Origin of the sequence: Candidatus Hecatella orcuttiae, from assembly GCF_002009985.1 — an archaeon.
Classification (GTDB): domain Archaea; phylum Thermoproteota; class Bathyarchaeia; order Hecatellales; family Hecatellaceae; genus Hecatella; species Hecatella orcuttiae.
In genome coordinates this window covers 445,328-465,234 of the sequence record NZ_MTLX02000002.1, presented here as the reverse complement: position 1 = coordinate 465,234, position 19,907 = coordinate 445,328, and the positions used below count along the sequence as shown (strand labels likewise).

Below are 19,907 nucleotides of genomic sequence, written 5' to 3'. Positions count from 1 at the left end.
TAAGTTTCAGCCTTGCGGCCGTACTCCCCAGGCGGCGGGCTTAACGGCTTCCCTGCAGCACTGGAATGGCTCTAAGGCCATTCCAACACTTAGCCCGCATCGTTTACAGCTGGGACTACCCGGGTATCTAATCCGGTTCGCTCCCCCAGCTTTCGCCCCTCACCGTCGGACGCGTTCTAGCCGGCCGCCTTCGCCACTGGTGGTCCTCCTGGGATTATAGGATTTCACCCCTACCCCAAGAGTACCGCCGGCCTCTCCCGCTCCCTAGCCCGGCAGTATTTCCCGCAGCCTGACGATTGGATCGCCAGATTTAACGGGAAACTTACCAGGCCGGCTACGGGCGCTTTAGGCCCAATAATCGTCCCCACCACTCGGGGAGCTGGTATTACCGCGGCGGCTGACACCAGGCTTGCCCTCCCCTTATTCCCACGGCTTTTTAGACCGTGGAAAAGCCGCCTTCAGCAGGCGGCACTCGGGATGGCCCCGTCACGCTTTCGCGCATTGCGGAGGTTTCGCGCCTGCTGCGCCCCGTAGGACCTGGACCCTTGTCTCAGGGTCCATCTCCGGGCTCCCGCTCTCACGGCCCGTACCGGTTATAGGCTTGGTGAGCCGTTACCTCACCAACTACCTGATCGGACATGGCCCCATCCCTAGGCAACGGTGGAAAGCATGGTTCCACCGCCCTTTCGGTGAGCTACCATTCCAGGCCAGCTCACCCATCGGATATTAGCCCCAGTTTCCCGGGGTTATCTCCGTCCTAGGGGCAGGTTAGCCATGTTTTACTGAGCCGTGTGCCGCCTCCCTACCATGGCTTAGGGAAGCTGACTCGCATGGCTTAGTCCCATCCCGATAGCAGTGGGGTCCGGCAGGATCAACCGGATTTCACGATGGAGAGTACGGTTAAAGGCCTTCGACTAAGATTGGCGGTAAGCGGTAAACCCGCATCAGACCTAAAGACTCCGCTTGCTTAGGTCCTCATAATGTGCCCGTGACCGGAGGTCGGGATGCCTCATCCTCGGACAAAAGCCTTCATCGTCAGTTCGACGCCGCCGCTAAAGGTCACGGGCGGTTCTTTCGAACTTCCAAAATAGGTTAAGAAGGGGGCCTCATATAAGCATTACTTTTATTGGCAGAGACAAAAACCGACGCTTTTAAGCCTCCCTTTTTCCACCGAGATTTAAACAGCCAGCTTCCGCCCTTCAAACACGGAAAGAAGCCTAGACCACTAGGCCAGAAGGCTGGGAGGCCTTGAGGACGTAGTGGAGGAAATGCTCCTCGGGAACAGCTCCCACAAACTCCACGGTTTCGTTGATGACGGTTTTGGGAACACTCATGACACCGTACTTGTTGGCCAGATGGGGGAACTCCATCGACTCCACCATGTCCGCCCTGATGCTGGGGCCTTCCACAGCCGCCTGGTGAGCCAGCCGGACCATGCGAGGGCAGTAGGGGCAGGAGAGGGTGACGAACACTTGAATGTGCACAGGCTGGGTGATTTCTCTGAGCTTTTTCTTAACCTCCTCCGAGAGCCGCGTGGAGCCGTTGGACACGTCCACAATGTCCTCCACCAAGGTTGAAAACTCATAGCCGGAGGGTATTCCGTAGAATCGGATGCCGTAGTCCTTCTCCCCCACAACGGCTATGGCTGGGATTTTGTCGACGCTGAAAGCCTTGACTTTCTCCTCGTCGGCGGCGAAGTCGTAGACTTCCACGTTGATCTTCTCCGAGAGTTCACTCAGCTCTTCGACGAGCTGCCGGGTTTCTTTGCAGTGGGGGCACTCGAACTCTTGGGTGAAGAGCACCAAGGTGACGGTTCCCGTGAGCTCTCTGGCAAATTTCTCCGTCAGCTTTACTCTTTCCTTTTCAGGGACCAAACCCACGCAACAGTCCTCCGCATAAAACTCTTACACACAGAGGTATAGCGGAGCCAGTTGATATGCTTTTTTACGACTGCGATTTCACGGAGAAACCGAGGCTATGTTTGAAGATGCTTCTGCAGAAGAGCCTCGATCTCAGCTTTGGGCGCAGCCCCGACCATGCGGTCGACTTCTTCTCCGTTTTTGAAAACAATGAGGGTGGGGATGGCGGATATTCCGTACTTCATGGCTGTCTTGGGATTTTCATCAGTGTTCAGCTTTCCAAAGACAGCGGACCCGGCATATCGGCCGGCCAGCTCCTCGATGACAGGGGCAACCATCCTGCAGGGCCCGCACCAAGGAGCCCAGAAGTCTACTAAGAGTAACCGATGCTGGCGGAGGGTTTCCTGAAAATTGGAGTCGGTGAGGGGTATAGGTTTATCGACGACTTCAGGGTTGCTTCCACCCAGCATCTTTCGCATCTTCTCCTGTTTGATTTTCTCCAATTCTTCATCTTCACTCAACAGCGTCCCGTCCTTTGAAACGTTGAAAAAGAAAAAACTCCCTGAGGCTAATAAGCGTTAGGTCCCTAGAAGTTTCTGGAGAGTTTAAACTAAGCCGAGTTTTTTCCTGAGGCGGTTTTCCACTTCCTCAAGGCTTTTGAAACCGTAGCGGATGCCTTGGAAGCTTTGCCTGAGCTCCATCACTTCTTTCCTCACCAAACGCGGGTCTCTTCTGCCTTTAACCACGTCCAAGATTAGGCTGCAGAGGTGTTTCACGTCGCTTTCCCTGAAGCCTCTTCGGGTTACCTCCTGGAAGCCCAGCCGGATCCCCGACGGCCTCGCCCGGTCGCTTTGGCTGTCGTAGGGGAGGAGGTTCTTGTTGATGATGATGTTGGCCTTCTCCAGGTTTTTGGCAACCCTAGCCCCGCCGCCGTATTCCTGAACATCCACGGCTATCTGATGGGACTGGGTGAAACCGTGCTTTTCCCCCAAAACCTTAAGTCCGTTTTCGAAGAGGCATTCCCCAGCTGTTTGAGCGTTTCTGACCGTCTGCTTGGCAAGCTGGTCACCGTAGAGCTTCAGCTCCAAGGCCGCTATGGCCAAGGCGGGAAACCTCCCGGGATGGGTGTTGGACGTGGAGAGGGGGAAAACTGCGTGCTGAATCTCCCTAGCCGCGTCCCTCTGCCTCGGCTCTCTCAGGTCGGCGAAGACCAAGCCGCCTTGAGGCCCGGGGAAAGTCTTATGCGTCGACCCTGTGACAAAGTCCGCTCCCTCCTTCAAGGGCTGCTGGAACTGCCCCCCGGCTATGAGGCCTAGGACATGTGCAGCGTCATAGACGACGAAGGCGCCTACCTCCCTCGCCGCTTCAGCCAGCTCCTCCATGGGAGGGGGAAACTGGAAGAGGCTTCCGCCCAAGGTGACTATTCCCGGCCTAGCTGCTTTGATTATCCTGACAGACTCGTCGACGGCTATGTTCAACTCCTCATGGTCGTAGGTCATGTTGATGATCTCCAACCCCACCACTTGGCCTGCCAGCCCTGTATAGTCGTGGGAGATATGCGCTCCCGCGCTGAGGGGCACCGCGGCCATCTTGCTGTTGTTGGTGAGGGATGAAAGCCCGAAGAAGGTAACCTGATTCGCCTGCGTCCCTGAAAGCGGCCTGATCTCAACCCAGCTACATCGGAAGATGTCCTTCACCAGGTCGGCGGTGAGGTTTTCAATCTGGGTTATGAACCTCTGCCCCTGGTAGTGTCTTTCCTTCACATGCCCCTCCAGGTCGTTTTCACCTTCGCAGTATCGAGCTTCCAAGTCCCGGCAGAGGTGAAGCATCTCCATGGCCGCGGGGGACTTCAACCCCTCGCTGGCTATCAGGTTTATGCATTCTTTTTCCCGGTATTTCTCATGCGCCCTGCTGGCTTCTATAAGCCTCAAAGACCTCTGGAAGAACTCTCTGTCCGTCATGAGCGCTTCCCGTCGCTTTTGCCTAATCCTATAAGGGCTGAGGGTTTATGAACCTATTTGACCGCAGCCTGTTGAAGCCCAGTGAATCTACCCTTTTCTCCTAGGCTGCCTGAAAAGGTAGGCTTTCCTCCGGTCCAGGGCGTAGGTCAGAGGCAGCCCTACCATGTTGACGGCTACAATGGAGCCGAGGAGAACCCCCGTCCAGGTTACGGTGAGAGGCAGGTGGAAGAGAACCCCCAAGTAGGCGCCTACTATCAGGGTTACGATGGCCGTTATGGCTGCGGAGCCGGCGAGCTTGCTTTTTCTCCCCAGCCGGTAGCCCACGGAGCAGGCGAGGAAGTTGGCCAAGGGTCCGAGGGTCATGTCCACCAGTCCCAGCCCCCCGAAGCTGTTGGCCACCACGCATCCGAGGGTCACGCCCAAGATGGCGGGGTAGCCGAAGAGCATGGTCAGGGGGAGAAGGGCATCGGCGATTCGAACCTGGAAGGGGAGAAAGCTGATGGGCGCCAAGGCCACGACGCCCACGGCGTAGAGGGCGCCAAAAATGGCAGCTAAGGTTAGGTCTCTTGATTCCATCCGGTTTTTCCTCCCTTTTGGGGTTTCTGTCACAGCGGAACGGAGGGAGTCAACCACCCGCTCTCTGTCTCCAGAAACTGGAGGCCTCAGTTATAAGTTTTCTGCACACCACCCGCCCTTCCCGGGGATTTAAAGGCTTACCGTTAGAAGACGAAGGCCCGGGCTGCGAAGAGGAAAACGGTCAGAGCGAAGGCGGCGGCCCATGCAAGCTTGTTCCAGCTGATGATCTTCCGGCCGTCGAGGATGGAGAAAGGGAGGAGGTTGAAGAAGGCTATGAAGAGGTTGAAGGTTACTGCCAGGTTGATTATCCAGTGGTGGAAGGGCAAGGCGAGGAGAACCATGGCTAGGGTGATGTTGGTCAGGGGACCTGCGAGGGCGATCTTCCCCATGTCCTCCCTCGTCAGGTGGTAGCCTGAAATCATCACCGCCCCCGGGGCAATGACCTTGAAGAAAGGGGAAAAAATGGATATGACCGTGATCATCATGCCAAAAGGGTCAAGCCTGAACTCCGCCCAGGCTCCAAACCTCTGAGCCGTCAGCTTATGCATCACCTCGTGGAGGAGAAAGGCGGGGGCGACCCCTAAGGCTACTCCCAGAAGCATAAGCGGGGACAGGGCGAAGATGAACCTCTGCCAGGAAAGCCCCACCAGCATCAGCACCCCCAAGGCGATGCCCAAGTCCCTCAACTCCCGGCTGCTGGCCGACGGCCTCAGCCTCCTCCGCTCAAAGGAAGGAGCCTCAAAGGGGATGGAGGTTATTCTCCCCTCAATAACAGGCCTTTGGAGGGTGCCGAGGGCGGAGCAGCTGTGGTATTCAGGCAGCCTATGCTCTGCACAGTAGAAGCCGCCGCAGTAATTGCAGAGGAAGGGAAGGTTCACCTCCCTCCCGCAGACTGAACATCGAGTCAAGCTGGGTCATTCCCATTCGGTTTTAAGGCTGCCGCCCTTAATTAAGGGGACGCTGAAGCTTAACAAGTTTTCCCCAGAAACCCCTGTAGACCTTTTTGCCAGACTAATAATAATGGCGATAAGAAGGACTTTTCCCGGGTAGAAGCAGACTCACACGGTTTTCTGCCCTGCTGTCTCCGCCTGCTTCGCAGATTTCCTGCGTTGCTGAATCCATTTTCGCTTCCGCTCCCGCCTTCGGAAGTCGGAGCAGGCGGGGCAGTAAAGGTGGTGTTTTCCCGTCTTCAACGTAAGCCTGTTGCAGTCGGCGCAGCGGAAGTAGTCGTCTGGGGAAGGCACAGGCGGAGTATGGCGGGCGGGGTTCCCCTTCAAACCCGGCACGTCCCCCACGTAGTCGTAGACTTCCAAGTCGCCTTCCACTTCCATGTAGATCAGGCCGCCTATGTTGCAGAGCAGCTGCCGGCTCCACCGGTGGTAGTCCACCACCCACATGAGGCAGCCTGAACCTCCGCAGACGCAGGCGCTGTCTCGGCATCTGGCGTCAAACTCTTCGGAGTACATTGCTTCTTCCCGTTATGACTGACATCTGAAGCTTGCACAATAAAAATGTTTGGATAGAATTTGAGCTGCAGAGCTTAGCCGGAAACCGTGTTGGCAGAAGGCTGCGGGATGGGGAAGTGAACTTTTCCGTGGAGAAAAAGGGGATGGAGAGGGTTTAAAAAATAAACAGAAATGTTTTTGTGACCTCGGGTTGAAACCATATTTAGGTGAATTTTTTGAAGGTTTCCATCTGCGATGTGTGCATCGACATTCACGCCAAGGAAGTAGCTTTCCACTCGGTGAAGCTGAAGTCCATGCTGCGCAGGGTTAGGGATGAAGAAGACCTCGGCAAGCTGGAGAGGATCCTCGGCAGCATCATCCACGACGCTGTGACCATGGCTTACCTCAAAGGCCACGGGCCTCTCAACATCCAGGTTGAAGACGGTAAACTGCATATTCTAAACATCAAAGGCGACAGGCTTTGCTCCGATGAGGAAGCCCATGCAGCCGCCTTCCACTGGAAGAAGGAAAGCGACAAGGTTAGATTTCGAAGATAAGCCAGCTTGGCTCCCTAAAGGGTGGCGTAGCTATTTCCCTTCAGGTTTCAGCGGCGACCCGAAAGAGAGAAGAGCGGTTTCTTTCAAAGTCTTGAGGGTGCCTGAAACCCGGACCACGTGGAAGCGGGCTTTGGAGCCTTGAACCTCCGCGGTGAGGGCTAGGGTTGCGCGGACATGTTCCACATACTCGTGGGAGCATCGGAGGACTCCCAGCTTCTTCTCCCCATCGTAGGCGAGGAAGGAGAGGTCGGATTGGCTTAGGCCGAAGGCTCCGAAAAGAAGCCGGAACCTGTGGAATAAAACCTGCCCTACCTTTTTTTTCTCCAACTTCTCCGAGTCTGAGAGAACCTGGAAGAGCAGGTAGCGTTTTCTCGCCTTTTTATCCATCCTTCCCCTCAGCCTCTTTCACCAAGCGGACGCCTACCCCCACAAAGGAGGAGTCAAGCTTCTCCCGGTTCCTCTGAATGATGGCAGCTGGGTTCCGGGACACCGCCTTAAGGGCGGCTTGGGGAGGCAGCCCCAGAACCCTCAGGAAGGCTGCCATGTCCCGGGGAGACCTCAGCCCATAGACGTCAGCAGCCCCGCTGGAGACCACCACAGGGACTTTAAACCTTTCAGCCAACCTCAGCCTTCGACGGAGTTCCCTTAGGACCCTGGGCAAAGCGTATTCCTCCACCCCCACCACGGAAGCCATGTCAACCTCCAAGGCGGCATTAGAGCCCGAGGCCAGCTCCGCCTCCACCTCACCGAAAAGCTGAAGCCGAGGGGAAAGGGGAAAACGTAGAAGGTCAACCCGGGAGTCTCTAGCCGCCAACCTCGCCAGGGAGTCGGTTTCGCAGGTGACGGAGACCACCTCGAAATTCCGCCGGTGGACTCTAAGGTCTTTGAGAAGCTCCTCTGGGGTGGAAGGCTGTAGGTTAAGCCTCCTGACTGCTTCCACGCCGCGGGTTGAAAGGTCTTCCTCGAAGACAGACCGCTGTGTTTGAGGGCCTTCAGCCCTGGTGGTGGCTAAAGCCACAGCCCTGAAGCCCAAGCGGGCGGTCTCCGCCACCAGTCTACCGGCTTCCTTTGCGTCTCCCCAGGAGGGGGACAGGTGGAGGTCGACGAATTTCGCCAAATCCCACCGCCTAATCGGCTTGCCCGTGGATCAGATTTCGGCATGCTTCTAGGAGTTTTTCCCTCTGCCTTCTGGGTATGGACAGCTTAACTTGGAGGCGGAGGGGGTCGGCGTTGGCCAGCTTCATTTTCCCCACATAGGCCGCTTGCTTGTCAAGTCTCAGGTAGAAGCTGCCTCCTTCGTCGATGTGGTTTTCAGCCTGAGAGAGCAACCGGCGGCGGTCTGGGTCTTCCAGTTTGGAGAAGACGTTTTCGAGGATTTTTCTCACCTGAGCCTTCCTGTTAACCCGGACTTTGAGGAGGGTGATGGGGTTTCCGTAGTGTCCCTCCAGCCTGTCTTCGGCTATTTCAGTTTCTCCGTAGACTTCCTCGGTTAGGGCATGCTTGAAGGCTTCTAAGACTTTCTCCTTGTCCTCGGTGGCGTGGGAGAGGACGCTGACTTCGACGAAGACTACCGGCATGGTCATCTGTCTTCCAGCCTTTTTCATGAGGGTTGCCGCATAGGATGTTGAGGGGGCTTAAAATTAAAGATTTTGAATCAGGCCTTCGAAAAACAGATATAAGGACGCAGCCATCTTGCTAGCGAAGCCTCAACCTCGCACCCCAGGTGTCGAAGTTGGGGAGAGCGCTCATCCTCATACCTAGGATGCTCCCAAGGGGAGAGTTTCTGCACCTCACCCAAGCTGCCTCCGAATTTCGAGGAAAAACCGCGGAGTTCTGGAGCTACGTGGAGGAAAAAATTAAACCCGCTTTCAACCCGGATCAGGAGAGTTCACCATGAGCAGGTGGGCGAAGGCGGCTTGAAGGATTCGAAGAAAACCGAAGCCTAGCCGGGGGATTGAAGCCTTGGAGAGAATTTTGGTCGTAGGCCTTAAGGAGGTGGACGCGGGGAAGACCACTCTGACCTTAGCCTTGCTGGACTACCTGCGGGGAAAGGGCTTGGATGTCTGCGGGTTCAAACCCAGGGCCGGCAACAATCTCTGGTATGACTTCGACGTCCTCGAGGAAGCCCTCAGCCGGGGAACCCTCTACGGGAAGGACGCCAAGCTTCTCCATCAAGCCTCCCACACCTCTCTGCCGGTGGAGGTTGTGAACCCTGTGCACAGAATATGGGGGGAGCCCACCCTCCAGAGGTCCCTCTCCCTGCTTCCCCCCTTCATCTTGGACAGGATCACACTCTGCGGGGAGAAAACCGAAACCATTTTGGTGGAAAACATTTCCGCAGCATCCGACAGCCGGCTGGAGGAGCTTTGGAAGGGACTCCGCAGCCGAGCTTCCAAGGTCTACAGGGTCAGGGACGGCGAAGGCCAAGACTCCCTGATGGAATACTACAACCTCGCCTCCGACCTAGCCTACAAACGGGTGGGCGAAGCCCATGAGGTTGTGGTCATCGAAAGCTACGGCAACATCGCCCTACCTTGGCCGGGGCTGCGGAAGTTGGACCTGGTGCTGGCCGTGGAGCCCAGCCGCCTCCTAGCCTACGACCCTGATAAATATCTCACCGCGGTTCAGCTTTCCCGCAAACTGCAGGGGGAAATTTCCACCGGCGAGGTGGTGAGACTGATCAAACCTCAACGGGAAATGTGGATACCTCCGTTGAAGAGGGGGGAGGTGGAGAAGAAGCTGAGGGAGGACGTTCTCCCCTTCTTCGGAATCCCCGATTAACCCCCCTCACCCGGGAGGCTTTGGGAAGAGAAACCGCTCCACCAAGGCGAGAAGCCTTTCTCCATCCTTGGGAAGCTCCAAGACGGGAAGCCCCCGGTAGGAGGAGGCGGCCTCCGCCACCTTGCCCACCGCAGCCAGAAGGGGCGGAGCCAGCTGTTCCACTGCCCTTTTAAGTTCTTCCATGTTTTTTGCAGCCAAAAGTTTTGGAACATCCGACCTGTCCTTGAGGGCGTATCTGAAGCCTTCCACCACCACGAGGTCTAGCTTTTCCCTCCTCAGGGGAGCTAACAGCTCTTCCCAGCTGAGCTGGGAGGTATCTTCCCGCTTGAAGAGGACCCACTCCCGGCTGGCAACGCCCACGGTGACCTTCGCCCCTGCCTGCACATGTCTCCAGGTGTCCTTTCCAGGCTTGTCCAACGTCAGCTGAGCGTCGTGGATGTGCTTCATCGAACCTACCCGGAGGCCCTTGCGGGTGAAGTGGGCTATCAGAAACCCAGCTAGGTGGGTCTTCCCAGCTTTGCTGTCGCCCACCACGGCGATGAGCTTAGGCTTTTCGGCTTCCAACCTCAGAATCCTCGCGAAGGCTCTGTCGGTGAAGCTGTGAGGATGCTTATGAGGGAGAGGGGAAATTTAAACTTTGGCCTACGTTTTCAGGTGAAGTAGCGGAGCAGGTGATGCAGGTAGTCCTTGTATTGGTTGTTCCTGAGGGGAGCTAAGCTTTTCTCCGCCACCTCAGCGTACTCCTTTATCTTCCTCCGACAGTAGGCGAGGGAGCCGAATTCCTCTAAGCCTTTGAAAATTTCAGCCGCGTCGCTGAGGGACGCTGTCCGACGTTCAAAGGTTTCCTTTAGGAGGTTTCGCAGCTCAGCGCTGCCATGCCTGTAGAGGTGAATGTAGGGGAGAATGACCCTCCTGTTCTTGAGGTCGCTGGGAACCGTCTTCTCCGTCTCCAGCTCATGGAGGTCGTCGCTGACCTGGTAGGCCATGCCGAAGAACTCCCCGTAGGTGGCTAGGGCTTTCACTTCCACATCCGTCCCTCCGCCCGCCATGCAGCCGCATTGGGCAGCGGTGCCGAAGAGGGATGCGGACTTCTTCCTGATCTTCAGAAGATACTCTTCCTCCGTGGCTGTGGGAAGGTTGAGAGAGACGTCCATGAACTCCCCGTCGCAGACCTCCAACGTCGCCCTGCAGACGTTCTTCATGACCTCAGGGCCGAAGCCCGCCACGAGGTTGATGGCGTGGACGAACAGGGCGTCGCCTCCCAGGATGGCCTTGTCCTTCCACTGCTGGTAAAGGGTGGGAACTCCCCGCCTGAGGAGGTCTCCGTCGATGATGTCGTCGTGAACCAGTGTGGCCGTGTGGATTAGCTCGAAGGCCAGAGCCAGAGGCATCAGCTCAGCCCGGCGTCCACCCACCGCCTCCCCGCTCATCAACACTAAGATGGGCCTAAGCCTTTTCCCTTGGGAGAGAGCGGCATACGCCATCTGGGGGTGGAGCTTCAGCTCTCGGAGGGATGAAATCAGCCGCCGGAGCTCCTCATCTACCTGCCTCTTCGCCTCCGAAAGGTAAGTTAGGAAATCCTCCGGCACCGAGCTGGTTGAAGAAGCTACGTAGTCGCCGCTCAGCGGAAGCACCCTTTACTTCTCTTTCTTTAATCTTTATTTAACCTGAATGTTTTAAGGTTTTGCATCCCTCTCAGCGGAGAGAAACGCCTGCCGGAAAGGGGGGCCTCCTCATGGAAAACCAACCGACGGAGAGAAGCTGGGCTAAGCTGACGCGGAGGCAGCCTAAAACCAAAGTCCACGTGGAAGTTTTGGAGGGAAAATGCACAGGCTGCGGCCTCTGCGTTAAACTTTGCCCTTCAGGCTCCTGGGTTCTCAGCGAAGGAACAGCCCGTTGGATGCATGGAATGGAACGATGCTTCGAATGCGGCACCTGCTATCACCTCTGCCAAACCGAGGCCATAAAGTGGCGTTACCCTCGGGGGGGAGAAGGCGTTGTCTACGAATAAGCCCCCTGTTACCGTTTCAACCAGCCTCTGGGGCGGTGTCTTGTGCCGTCTTCCAATCCATTAGGCGAGCTGAGCTGCGAGCACAGATACGTTTTAGATAGGCTTAGGGCTCTCGAAGCCTCCGCAGCCAGCTTGGATCTGGGAAGCGTGCGGGAGATTCTCTCCGAAATCCAAGCTTACTCCGCCCCGCATTTTAGAAAGGAAGAGGAGGGTCTGTTCCCGGTGTTGGGCAGGTATTTTGAAAAGGCAGCCACCTCCATGGGTGGACCGGTGCGGCCTCCCGGCGGGCCTGTGCAAGTGATGATGGCGGAGCACAAGTCTATCAGAATGATCGTGGAACTGCTGGAAAAAGCCTTAAACCGGGGGGAGGCTGCGGAGGTGAGGGGTAAAGCGCAACATTTGATTGACCTCCTCCGAAGCCACATCTACCGGGAGGACCATGTTCTCTTCAAGGCAGCCTCGGCAAATTTGACCTCGGAAGAAGTGGAAGAAGTGGCAGCCAGATTTCAAAGGTTGAAGAAGCCTTGAAGGCTCAGCAGGGTTCGATGGTGGAAGGCGGCTTGCTGGAGATGGCGTAGGTCACCCACGTGACACCGTCCACCTCGTTGGTGATCCTACTGCTTATTCGCTCCAAGAGCTCGTAGGGAAGCCGCTTCCACTCCGCGGTCATGGCGTCCACCGACTCCACCACCTTCACGGTGACGATGTAGCCGAATTTCCGCTCATCCCCCAGCACCCCCACGGCTTTATCCTCGCCGACCACGGCGAAAGCCTGCCAGACCGCGTCGTACAAGCCGGCCTTCTTCAACTCCTCCTCCACGATGAAGCTGGCCTCCCGGCATATCCTCAGCTTCTCAGGGGTCACAGGGCCTAAGACCCTGACGGCGAGGCCTGGGCCTGGGAAAGGATGCCTTCTCACGATCTCCCGGGGGATACCCAGCAGGCCTGCGACCTCTCTGACCTCGTCCTTGTAAAGCCACCGCAAGGGCTCTAGAAGCTTAAACTTCATCCACGACGGCAGCCCGGCTACGTTGTGGTGGGTCTTTATCTTGGCAGCGGGGCTTTTCACCCCCGCGCTTTCGATGACGTCGGGGTAGAGGGTTCCCTGCACCAGCCACTGGAAGGGGCCCTTCTCCCGCTCCACCTCGGCGAAGACGCGGATGAACTCTTCTCCGACCAGCCGCCTCTTTTCCTCAGGGTCATCCACGCCCTTCAGCCTCGACAGGAATCTTTCCGCGGCGCTGACATGAATGATGTTCATCTTGAACTTTTCCAGCATCTCCAAGACTTGCTCCGCTTCGCCTTTCCGGAGAAGCCCGTGGTCGACGAAGACGCAGGTAAGCTGGTCGCCTAGGGCTTTGTGGGCCAAGACCGCCACCGTGGAGGAGTCCACGCCTCCGCTGAGGGCGCAGAGAACCCGGTCTTTCCCCACGGTTTCTCTGATCTCCTTCACAGCGTTTTCGATGAAAGACTCCATGGTCCACGTAGGCCTGCAGCCGCAGACCCGGTAGACGAAGTTTTTCAGAATGTCCAGCCCCCGCGGCGTATGAGCTACCTCAGGGTGAAACTGAACTCCGTAGAGTTTCCTGTCTCTCCTCCGAATGGCGGCCGTCGGGGTGTTGGCCGTGCGGCCGATGACCTCAAACCCTTCGGGGAGGGTTTCCGCCATGTCCCCGTGGCTCATCCAGCAGACCGTCCGGTTTTCCAATCCCTGGAAAAGGTCGGAGCGGTCGCCGATGAAAAGCTCCGTCTTTCCATACTCCTTTCGGGCCGCCCGGACTACGCTGCCTCCGAGGAGGTGAACCATGGCGTGGAGGCCGTAGCAGATGCCTAGGATGGGGATGCCCAGCTTGAAGAGTTCAGGGTCGCAGAGGGGAGCGTCCTCCTCGTAAACGCTGGTAGGCCCTCCGGAGAGAATGAGGCCCTTGGGTTGGAGAGTTTGAACTTCCCGCGGCGAAACCGTGTAGGAAATCAGCTCCGAGTAAACCCGGCACTCCCGGATTCTCCGGGCGATGAGGTGCGAGTACTGCCCTCCGAAATCCAGAACAAGAACCTTATCCTCGGGAACAGAGGTCAAACCGTCCTTCAAGAAGCCAGCCGCCTGCAGAGCTCTGATCACCCATGGGGAAGCTGAAAATTCGATAAAAAGCTATCGGCTTCCAGCGGAGGCGTTGAAAAAATTTAACTTAGATCGGCGCCCTTCTTTCTTTGGCGGTGGGTCTAGGCGGGGAGCTAGGGGTTCCCTGAAAACCTGCTCCGGCAGGTTTGACCGCAAATCCCCTACACGGCGGGCCGAAAGCTGAAGGGAGACGCCCTCAGCCCCACGTTCAACCTGCAGGCGCCTCCGTGAGTGCCTGTCCTCTAGGGTTGGCGGATGCCCTCAGCCTGCTCGTAGGGGCAGGTTGGCGGCATTGCCAAGCGAACCCGGCTAGGCCCGGGAGGGAGCAACCTAAGCTTGGACGTTTAACGCTTGGAGGGGCGCGGGCATGAGGGGAAACTGCAGGCCGGCGTGAGGTGTGAACGTCAACCTTCAGGACCCACCGCCTCTAAGTGAAGAGTTGAAAAGCGTCGCCCCTCTCCAGCCTTGAAGGCGCTTTCAAGCAGGGTCGCGGAGCATGGTTTTGGACCTAGAGCTGCTGAAGGAGATGGCTTCCCAGATTCGACGGAGAACCCTGCGGCTGGCCGGGACCTCCGAGGGGGCGGAGCCTTTGGGTGTGGGCGCAGGCGGCGACCGAACGCGGCTTATCGACGCGGAGTCCGAGGACGCTGTTTTTTCCACCTTGAAAAAGTGGGGGATTTCCTGCACCGTCGTCAGCGAGGAAAAAGGCTTCGTCGCCCCTGAGAGAGGGCCGGGGGAGGGATACCTCATCGTCGACGCTTTGGACGGAACCAACAACGCCCTCAGGGGGATTCCTTTTTACGCGGTTTCCCTCGCCGCCGCCGACCGCCCCCGGCTTTCAGCCGTCCACACCAGCTTGGTTCAGGACCTCTACCATGGGGAAACCTACTGGGCGGTTAGGGGGAAGGGAAGCTACCTTGACGGTAAGCCCTTGAAGGCCTCAGAGGTCTCCACCCTCCAAAAGGCCTTGGTGGGCATCAACTTTAACCCTCCCATTCCTAGGCTTCAGATGAGGAAGATTTCCTCCCTTGCCCGCCGGGCCAAGCACAGCCGCCACTTCGGAGCCAACGCCTTGGAAGTCTGCTATGTGGCCTCGGGGAGGTTGGACGCTTTCGTGGACGTGCGGGGGAGGCTGCGGGTCACCGACTTGGCGGCTGCCTACCACATCCTCCGGGAGGCGGGGGGGCTGATAGTCGATGAGCAGGGTCGCATCTTAGACGCTTCAGCTGACACCCCCACGCAGCGGGTTTCCTTCATCGCCGCGGGAAACCCTTTGCTTTTGGCTGAGATCCAGAAAGCCCTCCGCGCTCCTCTGTGAGAAACGAGGGCGGGGTCAGTCTTTGATGGTTTCGAGGATGCTTACCACGTTCCAGATGCGGGTCCGCGTATAGGGGGGCATGTTGGGGTCCTGGGAGATTTCGTCCAGAATCGAAATGGCATTAGCCGACCTCACGGCGTGGGAGAGAGAAGTGTCATGGAGGGCTTCGATGGCACTTTTGGCAGCTCTCCTGATGTTTCTGGGGGTGGTGGTGTCTTCGGAGATTTCCTTAAGCACGCCTGTGGCTTGGCTGAGGCTTTGCTCGTATTCTTCGATTTTCCGCTTACGCTTAACCATCCTCCACCACCGTGAGGGCTGCGGCTGAATTCGGAGTGAAGCCGATTCAAGGCGACAGTGTATTCTATACCTTTCCTCCGATATATTTTTTATCCAAACCCGGCTAGATAGTTGGTGACGGTTAACCATGAGCGAAGACATCAGAAAAATGGCGGAGATTTTGAAATCCGGGGCGACCATGCTTGGCGAAGCCTGCCCCAGCTGCAGCTCTCCCCTCTTCAAAACCGCCTCAGGTGAAATCTACTGCATAAAATGCCAGCGGAAAGTCGTTGTGGTGAAATCCGACGAAGAGGCAGTGGAGCTGGCTGCCCCCCCAGCCCTGACAACCTTGGAGGAAACTCTGCTCCTCAAACTTCAACAATTGGAAGCCAAGCTGAGGGGGGAGCAGAAGCCTGAGGCTTTGGAAACCTTAGCGGGTTTGGCCGTTACGTTCTTGGAAGCCTTGGAGAGGGTTAGGAGGGTGAGAAAGCAGGGCTGATCAGTCTTCCGCAGCCTCAGCCTGGTTTTTCCCTCTCTCCTCCTCCGCATCCTCCGAGCTTCGGGGATACTTAGCTGTGACAACTTCCCTTATCTTCTCCGCTATCCTAGGGCCTATTCCCCTCACTTTTTTCAGCTCCTCCTCCCCGGCTGTGATGACCTTCTCCACCGAGCCGAAGGCTGCGAGAAGCTTCCTGGCCAAGGTGGCCTCCACGCTGGGGAGTCCGGCTATGATGTATTCCTGCTGCTCCGCCAAGGTGGGGGGCTTTTTCTCCCTGAGGGAGATGTGAACGGGCTTCTCCGCCTGCTCCCTTTTGGCTAGGGAATAAATCATCAGAGCGGTTTCCCCGGGGGTTTTGGTCCAGAGCACGGGAATTCGGAAGTCGAAGATGAGGCTGAGGATAGCCCCCCGAAGCGCGGGGGGAGAAACCCCTGAAGCCTGGTAGAGGCCCTCGCCCTCCACGATGAAGAGAGGCTTCCGGTAGGCGGAGGCCAGCCTCTCCGCCTGGGTGAAAAGCCGGCGGTCGACGATGGAGGCGGCGAAGTCTCGAACACTCTTCCGCTCCACCGCTGTGTCCTGGGAGAGGACGTAGTCGCCTACCTCCAAGCTGGTCAGGTTGAGCTTCAAGCCGAAGGAGGCCAGCTCCCTGACCACCGGGGAGGAGGCTTCCCGGGTGTCCACGTAGACTTGAAGCTTCCCCTCTTCCTTCTCCTCCCTGGAGGCTGCGGCGGCCATGAACTTTCCCAGCTCCTGCTGTTTACCATTTTCCCTCTTCTCCTTCCCCTGCATCTGCAGCTCCCTCACCGCCTCCATCATGGCTTTTTCTTTATGCTTGGCAATCCAGTGGTAGGCTTCATCCCTCGTTCCCTCGGTGAGGAGGATCACAGCTTTCCCCGGAGCTCTCCTCCCTGTTCTCCCCAGCCGCTGGATGAACCTGATGGCGCTGGGTATGTTGTCGTAGAAGACCACAGCGTCCGCCTGCGAGATGTCCAAGCCTTCCTCCGCCACTTGGGTGGCCACGAGGACGTTGAATTCCCCCTCCCTGAAGGCTGCTAGGACCCCAGTCTGCTTCTGCTGGCTGAGGCCTCGCTCCCCCTGCCTGTTCGCCTGCCCGATGAGCTTCGCAACCCGGACCCCGGGTTTTTCCCCCAGCCTCACCCTCAGCCTCTCCGCGGTCTCCCGGTAGTTGGTGAAGACGATGACGCGGCGGGCTCCTTGGGCTAGGAAACGCTCCACCGTTTCCACGAGCCTTCCAAACTTAGGGTGCTCCACGCCCTTTTCACCGTAGACCAAGGTCAGGCTTAGGGCTTCCTGAATCCGCCCGTCCAGCAGCATCTGCCTCACCGAAGCCGGGGCTCCCGCCCGCCTCGCCCGGGTTTCCAGCAGGCGGAAGTATTCTCCCAGCGCGGCTAGGCCTTGGGTTTCCAGCAGCTCCAAGGCATGGGAGGCCTTCCTCGCACTGTGCAGGTCCACCAGAAGCCGGCGGAGCTCCGGGAGAGGACTGGGCTGCCGGGCGATTTCTTTTCTGAGCTTTTCCTCCGCTTGGGAGATGTCCCTGAACTTCAGGTGCAACCTTGAGGCTGTGGGGAGGAAGCCGGCTTCCTTCAAGGCGCTGACCTTCTCCCTGAAGAAGACCTGAAGTTTTTCCCGGATTTTTTCCAGGGGAGGCGTAAGCTGGACTCTCACCCACTCCACCTGGGTGGGCATAACGTAGGGCTTCACATCGGGGCTTCGGTCGGTTCTGGCTTCGACAAACCTGATGCCCAGGTTTTCCTTAACCTCCCTGATCCTTTCCCTCGAGGAGCCGGGGGAGGCGGTTAGGCCTAGGACTAGCGGATGCCGGGCTGCCTCAGCGTAGTTTTTGGCTATGAACACGTAGGCGTAGTTGCCCACCGCCCGGTGGGCTTCATCCAAAACCAAAAGAACCACATCCCGCAGGGTGGTTCTTCCCGCGACGAGGTCGTTCTCCAAAACCTGAGGGGTCATGAAGATGAGGCGGCCGCTGGTGGTGCTTCTCTCCTGGGGAGGGTTTTCCCCGGTCAGCAGGCAGAAGGCAGAGTCCTCTAGGTTGAAAACCCGCCTGAAGGTTTGGTAGTGCTGGAGGGCCAGAGGCTTCGTCGGAGCTAGGATGAGGCATCGGCCTTCGGGGTGAAGCCGCAGCCTCTCCGCCGCGGTTAAGGCTGCGATGGTGGTCTTGCCGAGGCCGGTGGGGAGGATGACGAGGGTGTTTCCTCGGAGACAGGTGGCTGCTATGGCTTCTTGGTAGGATCTCCTCTCCACCGTCCTCGGCCGGAGGAGGGGATGTGTTACATGTTCAAGCAACATGCTCTACCGCAGGGTTCCGCCATTTTGAAAGAAGGGTGCAAATTCGCTTATATACTTCAGCCCAGAGAAATCTCCTTCGGGAGAAGCCATGCTGGGTGTTTTTGAAAATTTTCCCTCCGTGATCCAAGCCTACGCCCAGTTTTCCTACGGCTTCTCCCCTGCGAAGCTTCAGGTTTTGGTGGTGGAAGCCATGGGGCGGCTTAACTCCCAGAAGGAAAACCTCCCCCCGGAGGGCAGCGCCCTAGGCTTGACCACCGCCTACGAGGTGGGAGTTGCCGAGAGCAACAGCTTCATCTTCCTCAGGGAGGAGGAAGTTGAAAGGATCAAACGCCACCTCAGTAAGGGAAAGAATGATGTTTTGGATTTCTTCGTCCACATCGTCTACCGGCATAACAAAAGCGGGGGGAAGAGCGCGCCTCTCTGGGGAGACTTCAACTTCGTCCGCTTCCTTTTCCAAGAGAGGGGTTCCTTGGAAATCCAAGTCAGCCATTTTAAGGGAACCCGGAGGCTGCCCTTAGACGAGCTGATAGAGCGGCTGGTTGCCAAGATAAACGAGGAGGCTGAAAAAAGGAGACTGAAGCCCCTGAAGCTCATCGAACTGAAGAGCCTCTAGCCTCCGCCCTTCCTGGGTTTGGGCAGAAGCTTCAAGACCTTGGAAAGCATGTCCCTGTGAAGCTCCTCCGCCCCCTTTTCCCCCTCCAAGACGGTGAAGCCTTCTTCCTCAGCCATGTCCAAGTAGATTTTTCGAACCTTCTTCTGGTAGCTCAGGCTCTCGTAGGCGCCCACCTTCCCCGCCTTCCGCTTTAAACTTTTGGCAGGGGATATGTCGATGTAAAAAGTTAGGTCCGGCTTGGGGGCGAAGAAGTTAACCTCCCGAAGCCAGGGGAGGCTGACTCCCGCGGCTCCCTGGTAGGCTAGGCTGGAGTAGAGGTACCTGTCGGAAACCACCACCAGCCCCCTTCGGAGTTTAGGCTGGATTTCCCTTTTCACATGCTCAAACCTGTCCGCGGCGAAGAGCAAAGCCTCGTAGAGGGGAGCGCGGGGTTTCTGCTTGGAAACGTGAAGCCTAAGCAGGTCGCCTACCCGCCCGTAGGTGGGTTCGGTGGTGTACGCTGCCTCATAGCCCATCTGCCTCAGCTTTTTCACCAACATGCAGGCCTGGGTGGTCTTGCCCGCCCCGTCTATGCCCTCCACAGCGATGAACACGCCTTTCTTTTTCACAGCGCTGCCTCCCGCTTTCCGAGAAACGGGAACCGACCCTCGAGCCGGTCAGTAAACCTTTACGGTGAGAGGAGGTTAAATATCTTGTTCGAGAAAACCTGAGAGGTTGAAAATACACCGCAGCCGGAGGGATACTTTTGGCTCACGGATTCGAGCTTTCGGAGAAGCTTCTGAGGATAAACCCTGAAGCCGCGGCGGAAAGGCTAACCGCCCTCCTCAAGCGTTTCGTGGAGCAGGCTCAAGCCTCCTGCGCCGTCGTAGGGCTGAGCGGCGGAGTCGACTCGTCGGTGGTGGCCAAGCTGGCTGTGGAAGCCTTGGGAAAAGACCGGGTGGTGGGGGTCTCCATGCCGGAGAAGGAAACCGTCAACCTGAGGGATGTGGAGGATGCGGGGCGCTTCGCCGGCAGACTGGGGATAAGATACTTCCTCGTGGACATCTCCGACCCTCTGAAGGCTGTTTCCGAGACGGTGCCGGTTTTCAATCCCTCCAGCCTCTTGGCCAAGGGCAACTTGAAGGCTAGGATGCGGATGCTGGTTCTCTACTATTTCGCCAACAGGCTTCAGGGCGTGGTGTTGGGCACCGGGAACCGGAGCGAAATCTTAACCGGCTACTTCACCAAGCACGGAGACGGAGCCTCCGACGTCCTCCCCCTCGGAGGCCTCTACAAGACCCAAGTCTACCAGCTGGCCGCGTACTTGGATATTCCCCCGCAGATCCTTCGGAAAACCCCCAGCCCCGGGCTTTGGCCCGGGCAGACGGATGAAGGGGAGCTGGGAATCCGCTACCAGACGCTGGACCTGGTTCTCTACGGGCTGGAGCGAGGCCTGTCCCCCCGGCTGGTGGCTCGCAGGCTTGGGCTTCCCCTCAAAACCGTCCTGAGGGTCTGCAGCCTCAAAGCCTCCAGCGAGCATAAGAGAAGCCACATTCCCATCCTCATGGTCTAGGACGGGGGCTGGTGT

The 19,907-nt window shown here is 57.7% G+C and carries 24 protein-coding genes, 1 rRNA gene and 1 other RNA gene; 10 read left to right on the top strand and 16 right to left on the bottom strand.

Annotated features, from left to right (window positions below; translation table 11 throughout):
- The 7 genes from BWM17_RS02735 to BWM17_RS02705 form a co-directional block, all read right to left on the bottom strand.
- Positions 1–882, bottom strand: a 16S ribosomal RNA gene (locus BWM17_RS02735); the annotation flags it as partial.
- 335 nt (positions 883–1,217) lie between these two features.
- The gene (pdo, locus tag BWM17_RS02730) at positions 1,218–1,880 is read right to left on the bottom strand and encodes a protein disulfide oxidoreductase (protein WP_342766482.1); all 663 of its coding nucleotides are present in this window, start codon (positions 1,878–1,880) and stop codon (positions 1,218–1,220) included.
- A 95-nt stretch (positions 1,881–1,975) separates the two neighbouring features.
- Entirely contained in the window at positions 1,976–2,329 is a 354-nt protein-coding gene (trxA, locus tag BWM17_RS02725) for a thioredoxin (protein ID WP_342766489.1), read from the bottom strand.
- A gap of 135 nt (positions 2,330–2,464) precedes the next feature.
- The gene (gene glyA, locus BWM17_RS02720) at positions 2,465–3,820 is read right to left on the bottom strand and encodes a serine hydroxymethyltransferase (protein WP_309492359.1); all 1,356 of its coding nucleotides are present in this window, start codon (positions 3,818–3,820) and stop codon (positions 2,465–2,467) included.
- An 87-nt stretch (positions 3,821–3,907) separates the two neighbouring features.
- Positions 3,908–4,396, bottom strand: coding sequence for a QueT transporter family protein (locus tag BWM17_RS02715; protein WP_309492358.1), 489 nt, complete (start codon positions 4,394–4,396; stop codon positions 3,908–3,910).
- Positions 4,397–4,539: 143 nt separating this feature from the next.
- Positions 4,540–5,304 (bottom strand): AN1-type zinc finger domain-containing protein, encoded by a 765-nt coding sequence (locus tag BWM17_RS02710; RefSeq protein ID WP_309492357.1) that lies wholly within the window; start codon positions 5,302–5,304, stop codon positions 4,540–4,542.
- 150 nt (positions 5,305–5,454) lie between these two features.
- Complete coding sequence (locus tag BWM17_RS02705) at positions 5,455–5,862, bottom strand: hypothetical protein (protein WP_309492356.1); 408 nt, start codon at positions 5,860–5,862, stop codon at positions 5,455–5,457.
- Between the two features lie 215 nt (positions 5,863–6,077).
- Here BWM17_RS02705 and BWM17_RS02700 point away from each other — a divergent pair, with 215 nt between their 5' ends.
- Complete coding sequence (locus BWM17_RS02700; protein ID WP_309492355.1) at positions 6,078–6,398, top strand: hypothetical protein; 321 nt, start codon at positions 6,078–6,080, stop codon at positions 6,396–6,398.
- 30 nt (positions 6,399–6,428) lie between these two features.
- Here the strand turns inward: BWM17_RS02700 and BWM17_RS02695 are convergent, their stop codons facing one another.
- From BWM17_RS02695 to BWM17_RS02685, 3 genes are read right to left on the bottom strand one after another with little or no spacing between them, the layout of a single operon-like run.
- Entirely contained in the window at positions 6,429–6,785 is a 357-nt protein-coding gene (locus BWM17_RS02695) for an Rpp14/Pop5 family protein (RefSeq protein ID WP_309492354.1), read from the bottom strand.
- Positions 6,778–7,515, bottom strand: coding sequence for an RNase P subunit p30 family protein (locus BWM17_RS02690; RefSeq protein ID WP_309492353.1), 738 nt, complete (start codon positions 7,513–7,515; stop codon positions 6,778–6,780). The genes BWM17_RS02695 and BWM17_RS02690 overlap by 8 nt, the downstream gene beginning before the upstream one ends.
- 10 nt (positions 7,516–7,525) lie before the next feature.
- Entirely contained in the window at positions 7,526–8,002 is a 477-nt protein-coding gene (locus tag BWM17_RS02685) for an RNA-binding domain-containing protein (protein ID WP_309492351.1), read from the bottom strand.
- Between the two features lie 128 nt (positions 8,003–8,130).
- On the opposite strand from BWM17_RS02685, the gene BWM17_RS02680 reads away from it, so the two are divergent.
- Together BWM17_RS02680 and BWM17_RS02675 are read left to right on the top strand one after the other, a co-directional pair.
- A complete protein-coding gene (locus tag BWM17_RS02680) occupies positions 8,131–8,295 on the top strand; it encodes a hypothetical protein (protein WP_309492350.1) in 165 nt (54 codons plus the stop codon).
- A 65-nt stretch (positions 8,296–8,360) separates the two neighbouring features.
- Positions 8,361–9,179, top strand: a complete 819-nt coding sequence (locus BWM17_RS02675; RefSeq protein WP_309492349.1) for a hypothetical protein — start codon at positions 8,361–8,363, stop codon at positions 9,177–9,179.
- 6 nt (positions 9,180–9,185) lie between these two features.
- On the opposite strand, the gene mobB is transcribed toward BWM17_RS02675, so the two are convergent.
- Together mobB and BWM17_RS02665 are read right to left on the bottom strand one after the other, a co-directional pair.
- Positions 9,186–9,743 carry a molybdopterin-guanine dinucleotide biosynthesis protein B gene (mobB, locus tag BWM17_RS02670; protein WP_309492348.1) on the bottom strand — a complete coding sequence of 186 codons (558 nt, stop codon included), beginning with the start codon at positions 9,741–9,743 and terminating at the stop codon, positions 9,186–9,188.
- An 86-nt stretch (positions 9,744–9,829) separates the two neighbouring features.
- Positions 9,830–10,813 (bottom strand): polyprenyl synthetase family protein, encoded by a 984-nt coding sequence (locus tag BWM17_RS02665; protein WP_309492347.1) that lies wholly within the window; start codon positions 10,811–10,813, stop codon positions 9,830–9,832.
- Between the two features lie 101 nt (positions 10,814–10,914).
- On the opposite strand from BWM17_RS02665, the gene BWM17_RS02660 reads away from it, so the two are divergent.
- Positions 10,915–11,190 carry a 4Fe-4S dicluster domain-containing protein gene (locus tag BWM17_RS02660; RefSeq protein WP_309492346.1) on the top strand — a complete coding sequence of 92 codons (276 nt, stop codon included), beginning with the start codon at positions 10,915–10,917 and terminating at the stop codon, positions 11,188–11,190.
- Between the two features lie 42 nt (positions 11,191–11,232).
- Positions 11,233–11,718, top strand: a complete 486-nt coding sequence (locus BWM17_RS02655) for a hemerythrin domain-containing protein (protein ID WP_309492345.1) — start codon at positions 11,233–11,235, stop codon at positions 11,716–11,718.
- A 4-nt stretch (positions 11,719–11,722) separates the two neighbouring features.
- Here the strand turns inward: BWM17_RS02655 and guaA are convergent, their stop codons facing one another.
- Positions 11,723–13,306, bottom strand: a complete 1,584-nt coding sequence (gene guaA, locus BWM17_RS02650) for a glutamine-hydrolyzing GMP synthase (RefSeq protein ID WP_414641315.1) — start codon at positions 13,304–13,306, stop codon at positions 11,723–11,725.
- Positions 13,307–13,402: 96 nt separating this feature from the next.
- Between guaA and ffs the strand changes: the two genes are divergently transcribed.
- Positions 13,403–13,733: signal recognition particle sRNA (gene ffs / locus BWM17_RS02645), an RNA gene on the top strand.
- A 72-nt stretch (positions 13,734–13,805) separates the two neighbouring features.
- On the top strand, positions 13,806–14,627 hold the full coding sequence (locus BWM17_RS02640; RefSeq protein WP_309492342.1) for an inositol monophosphatase family protein: 822 nt from the start codon (positions 13,806–13,808) through the stop codon (positions 14,625–14,627).
- Positions 14,628–14,642: 15 nt separating this feature from the next.
- On the opposite strand, the gene BWM17_RS02635 is transcribed toward BWM17_RS02640, so the two are convergent.
- Complete coding sequence (locus tag BWM17_RS02635) at positions 14,643–14,924, bottom strand: UPF0147 family protein (RefSeq protein WP_309492341.1); 282 nt, start codon at positions 14,922–14,924, stop codon at positions 14,643–14,645.
- Positions 14,925–15,051: 127 nt separating this feature from the next.
- Here BWM17_RS02635 and BWM17_RS02630 point away from each other — a divergent pair, with 127 nt between their 5' ends.
- On the top strand, positions 15,052–15,402 hold the full coding sequence (locus BWM17_RS02630; RefSeq protein ID WP_309492340.1) for an Sjogren's syndrome/scleroderma autoantigen 1 family protein: 351 nt from the start codon (positions 15,052–15,054) through the stop codon (positions 15,400–15,402).
- Here the strand turns inward: BWM17_RS02630 and BWM17_RS02625 are convergent, their stop codons facing one another.
- Positions 15,403–17,724, bottom strand: coding sequence for a DEAD/DEAH box helicase (locus tag BWM17_RS02625; protein ID WP_309492339.1), 2,322 nt, complete (start codon positions 17,722–17,724; stop codon positions 15,403–15,405). It abuts the gene before it with no gap.
- A gap of 91 nt (positions 17,725–17,815) precedes the next feature.
- On the opposite strand from BWM17_RS02625, the gene BWM17_RS02620 reads away from it, so the two are divergent.
- The gene (locus BWM17_RS02620) at positions 17,816–18,340 is read left to right on the top strand and encodes a hypothetical protein (protein WP_309492338.1); all 525 of its coding nucleotides are present in this window, start codon (positions 17,816–17,818) and stop codon (positions 18,338–18,340) included.
- On the opposite strand, the gene tmk is transcribed toward BWM17_RS02620, so the two are convergent.
- Entirely contained in the window at positions 18,337–18,948 is a 612-nt protein-coding gene (gene tmk, locus BWM17_RS02615) for a dTMP kinase (protein WP_309492337.1), read from the bottom strand. The genes BWM17_RS02620 and tmk overlap by 4 nt on opposite strands.
- Positions 18,949–19,085: 137 nt before the next feature.
- Between tmk and BWM17_RS02610 the strand changes: the two genes are divergently transcribed.
- Positions 19,086–19,892: an NAD+ synthase gene (locus BWM17_RS02610; protein WP_309492335.1), complete on the top strand. Its 807-nt coding sequence runs from the start codon at positions 19,086–19,088 to the stop codon at positions 19,890–19,892.
- The last annotated feature ends 15 nt before the right edge of the window (positions 19,893–19,907 follow it).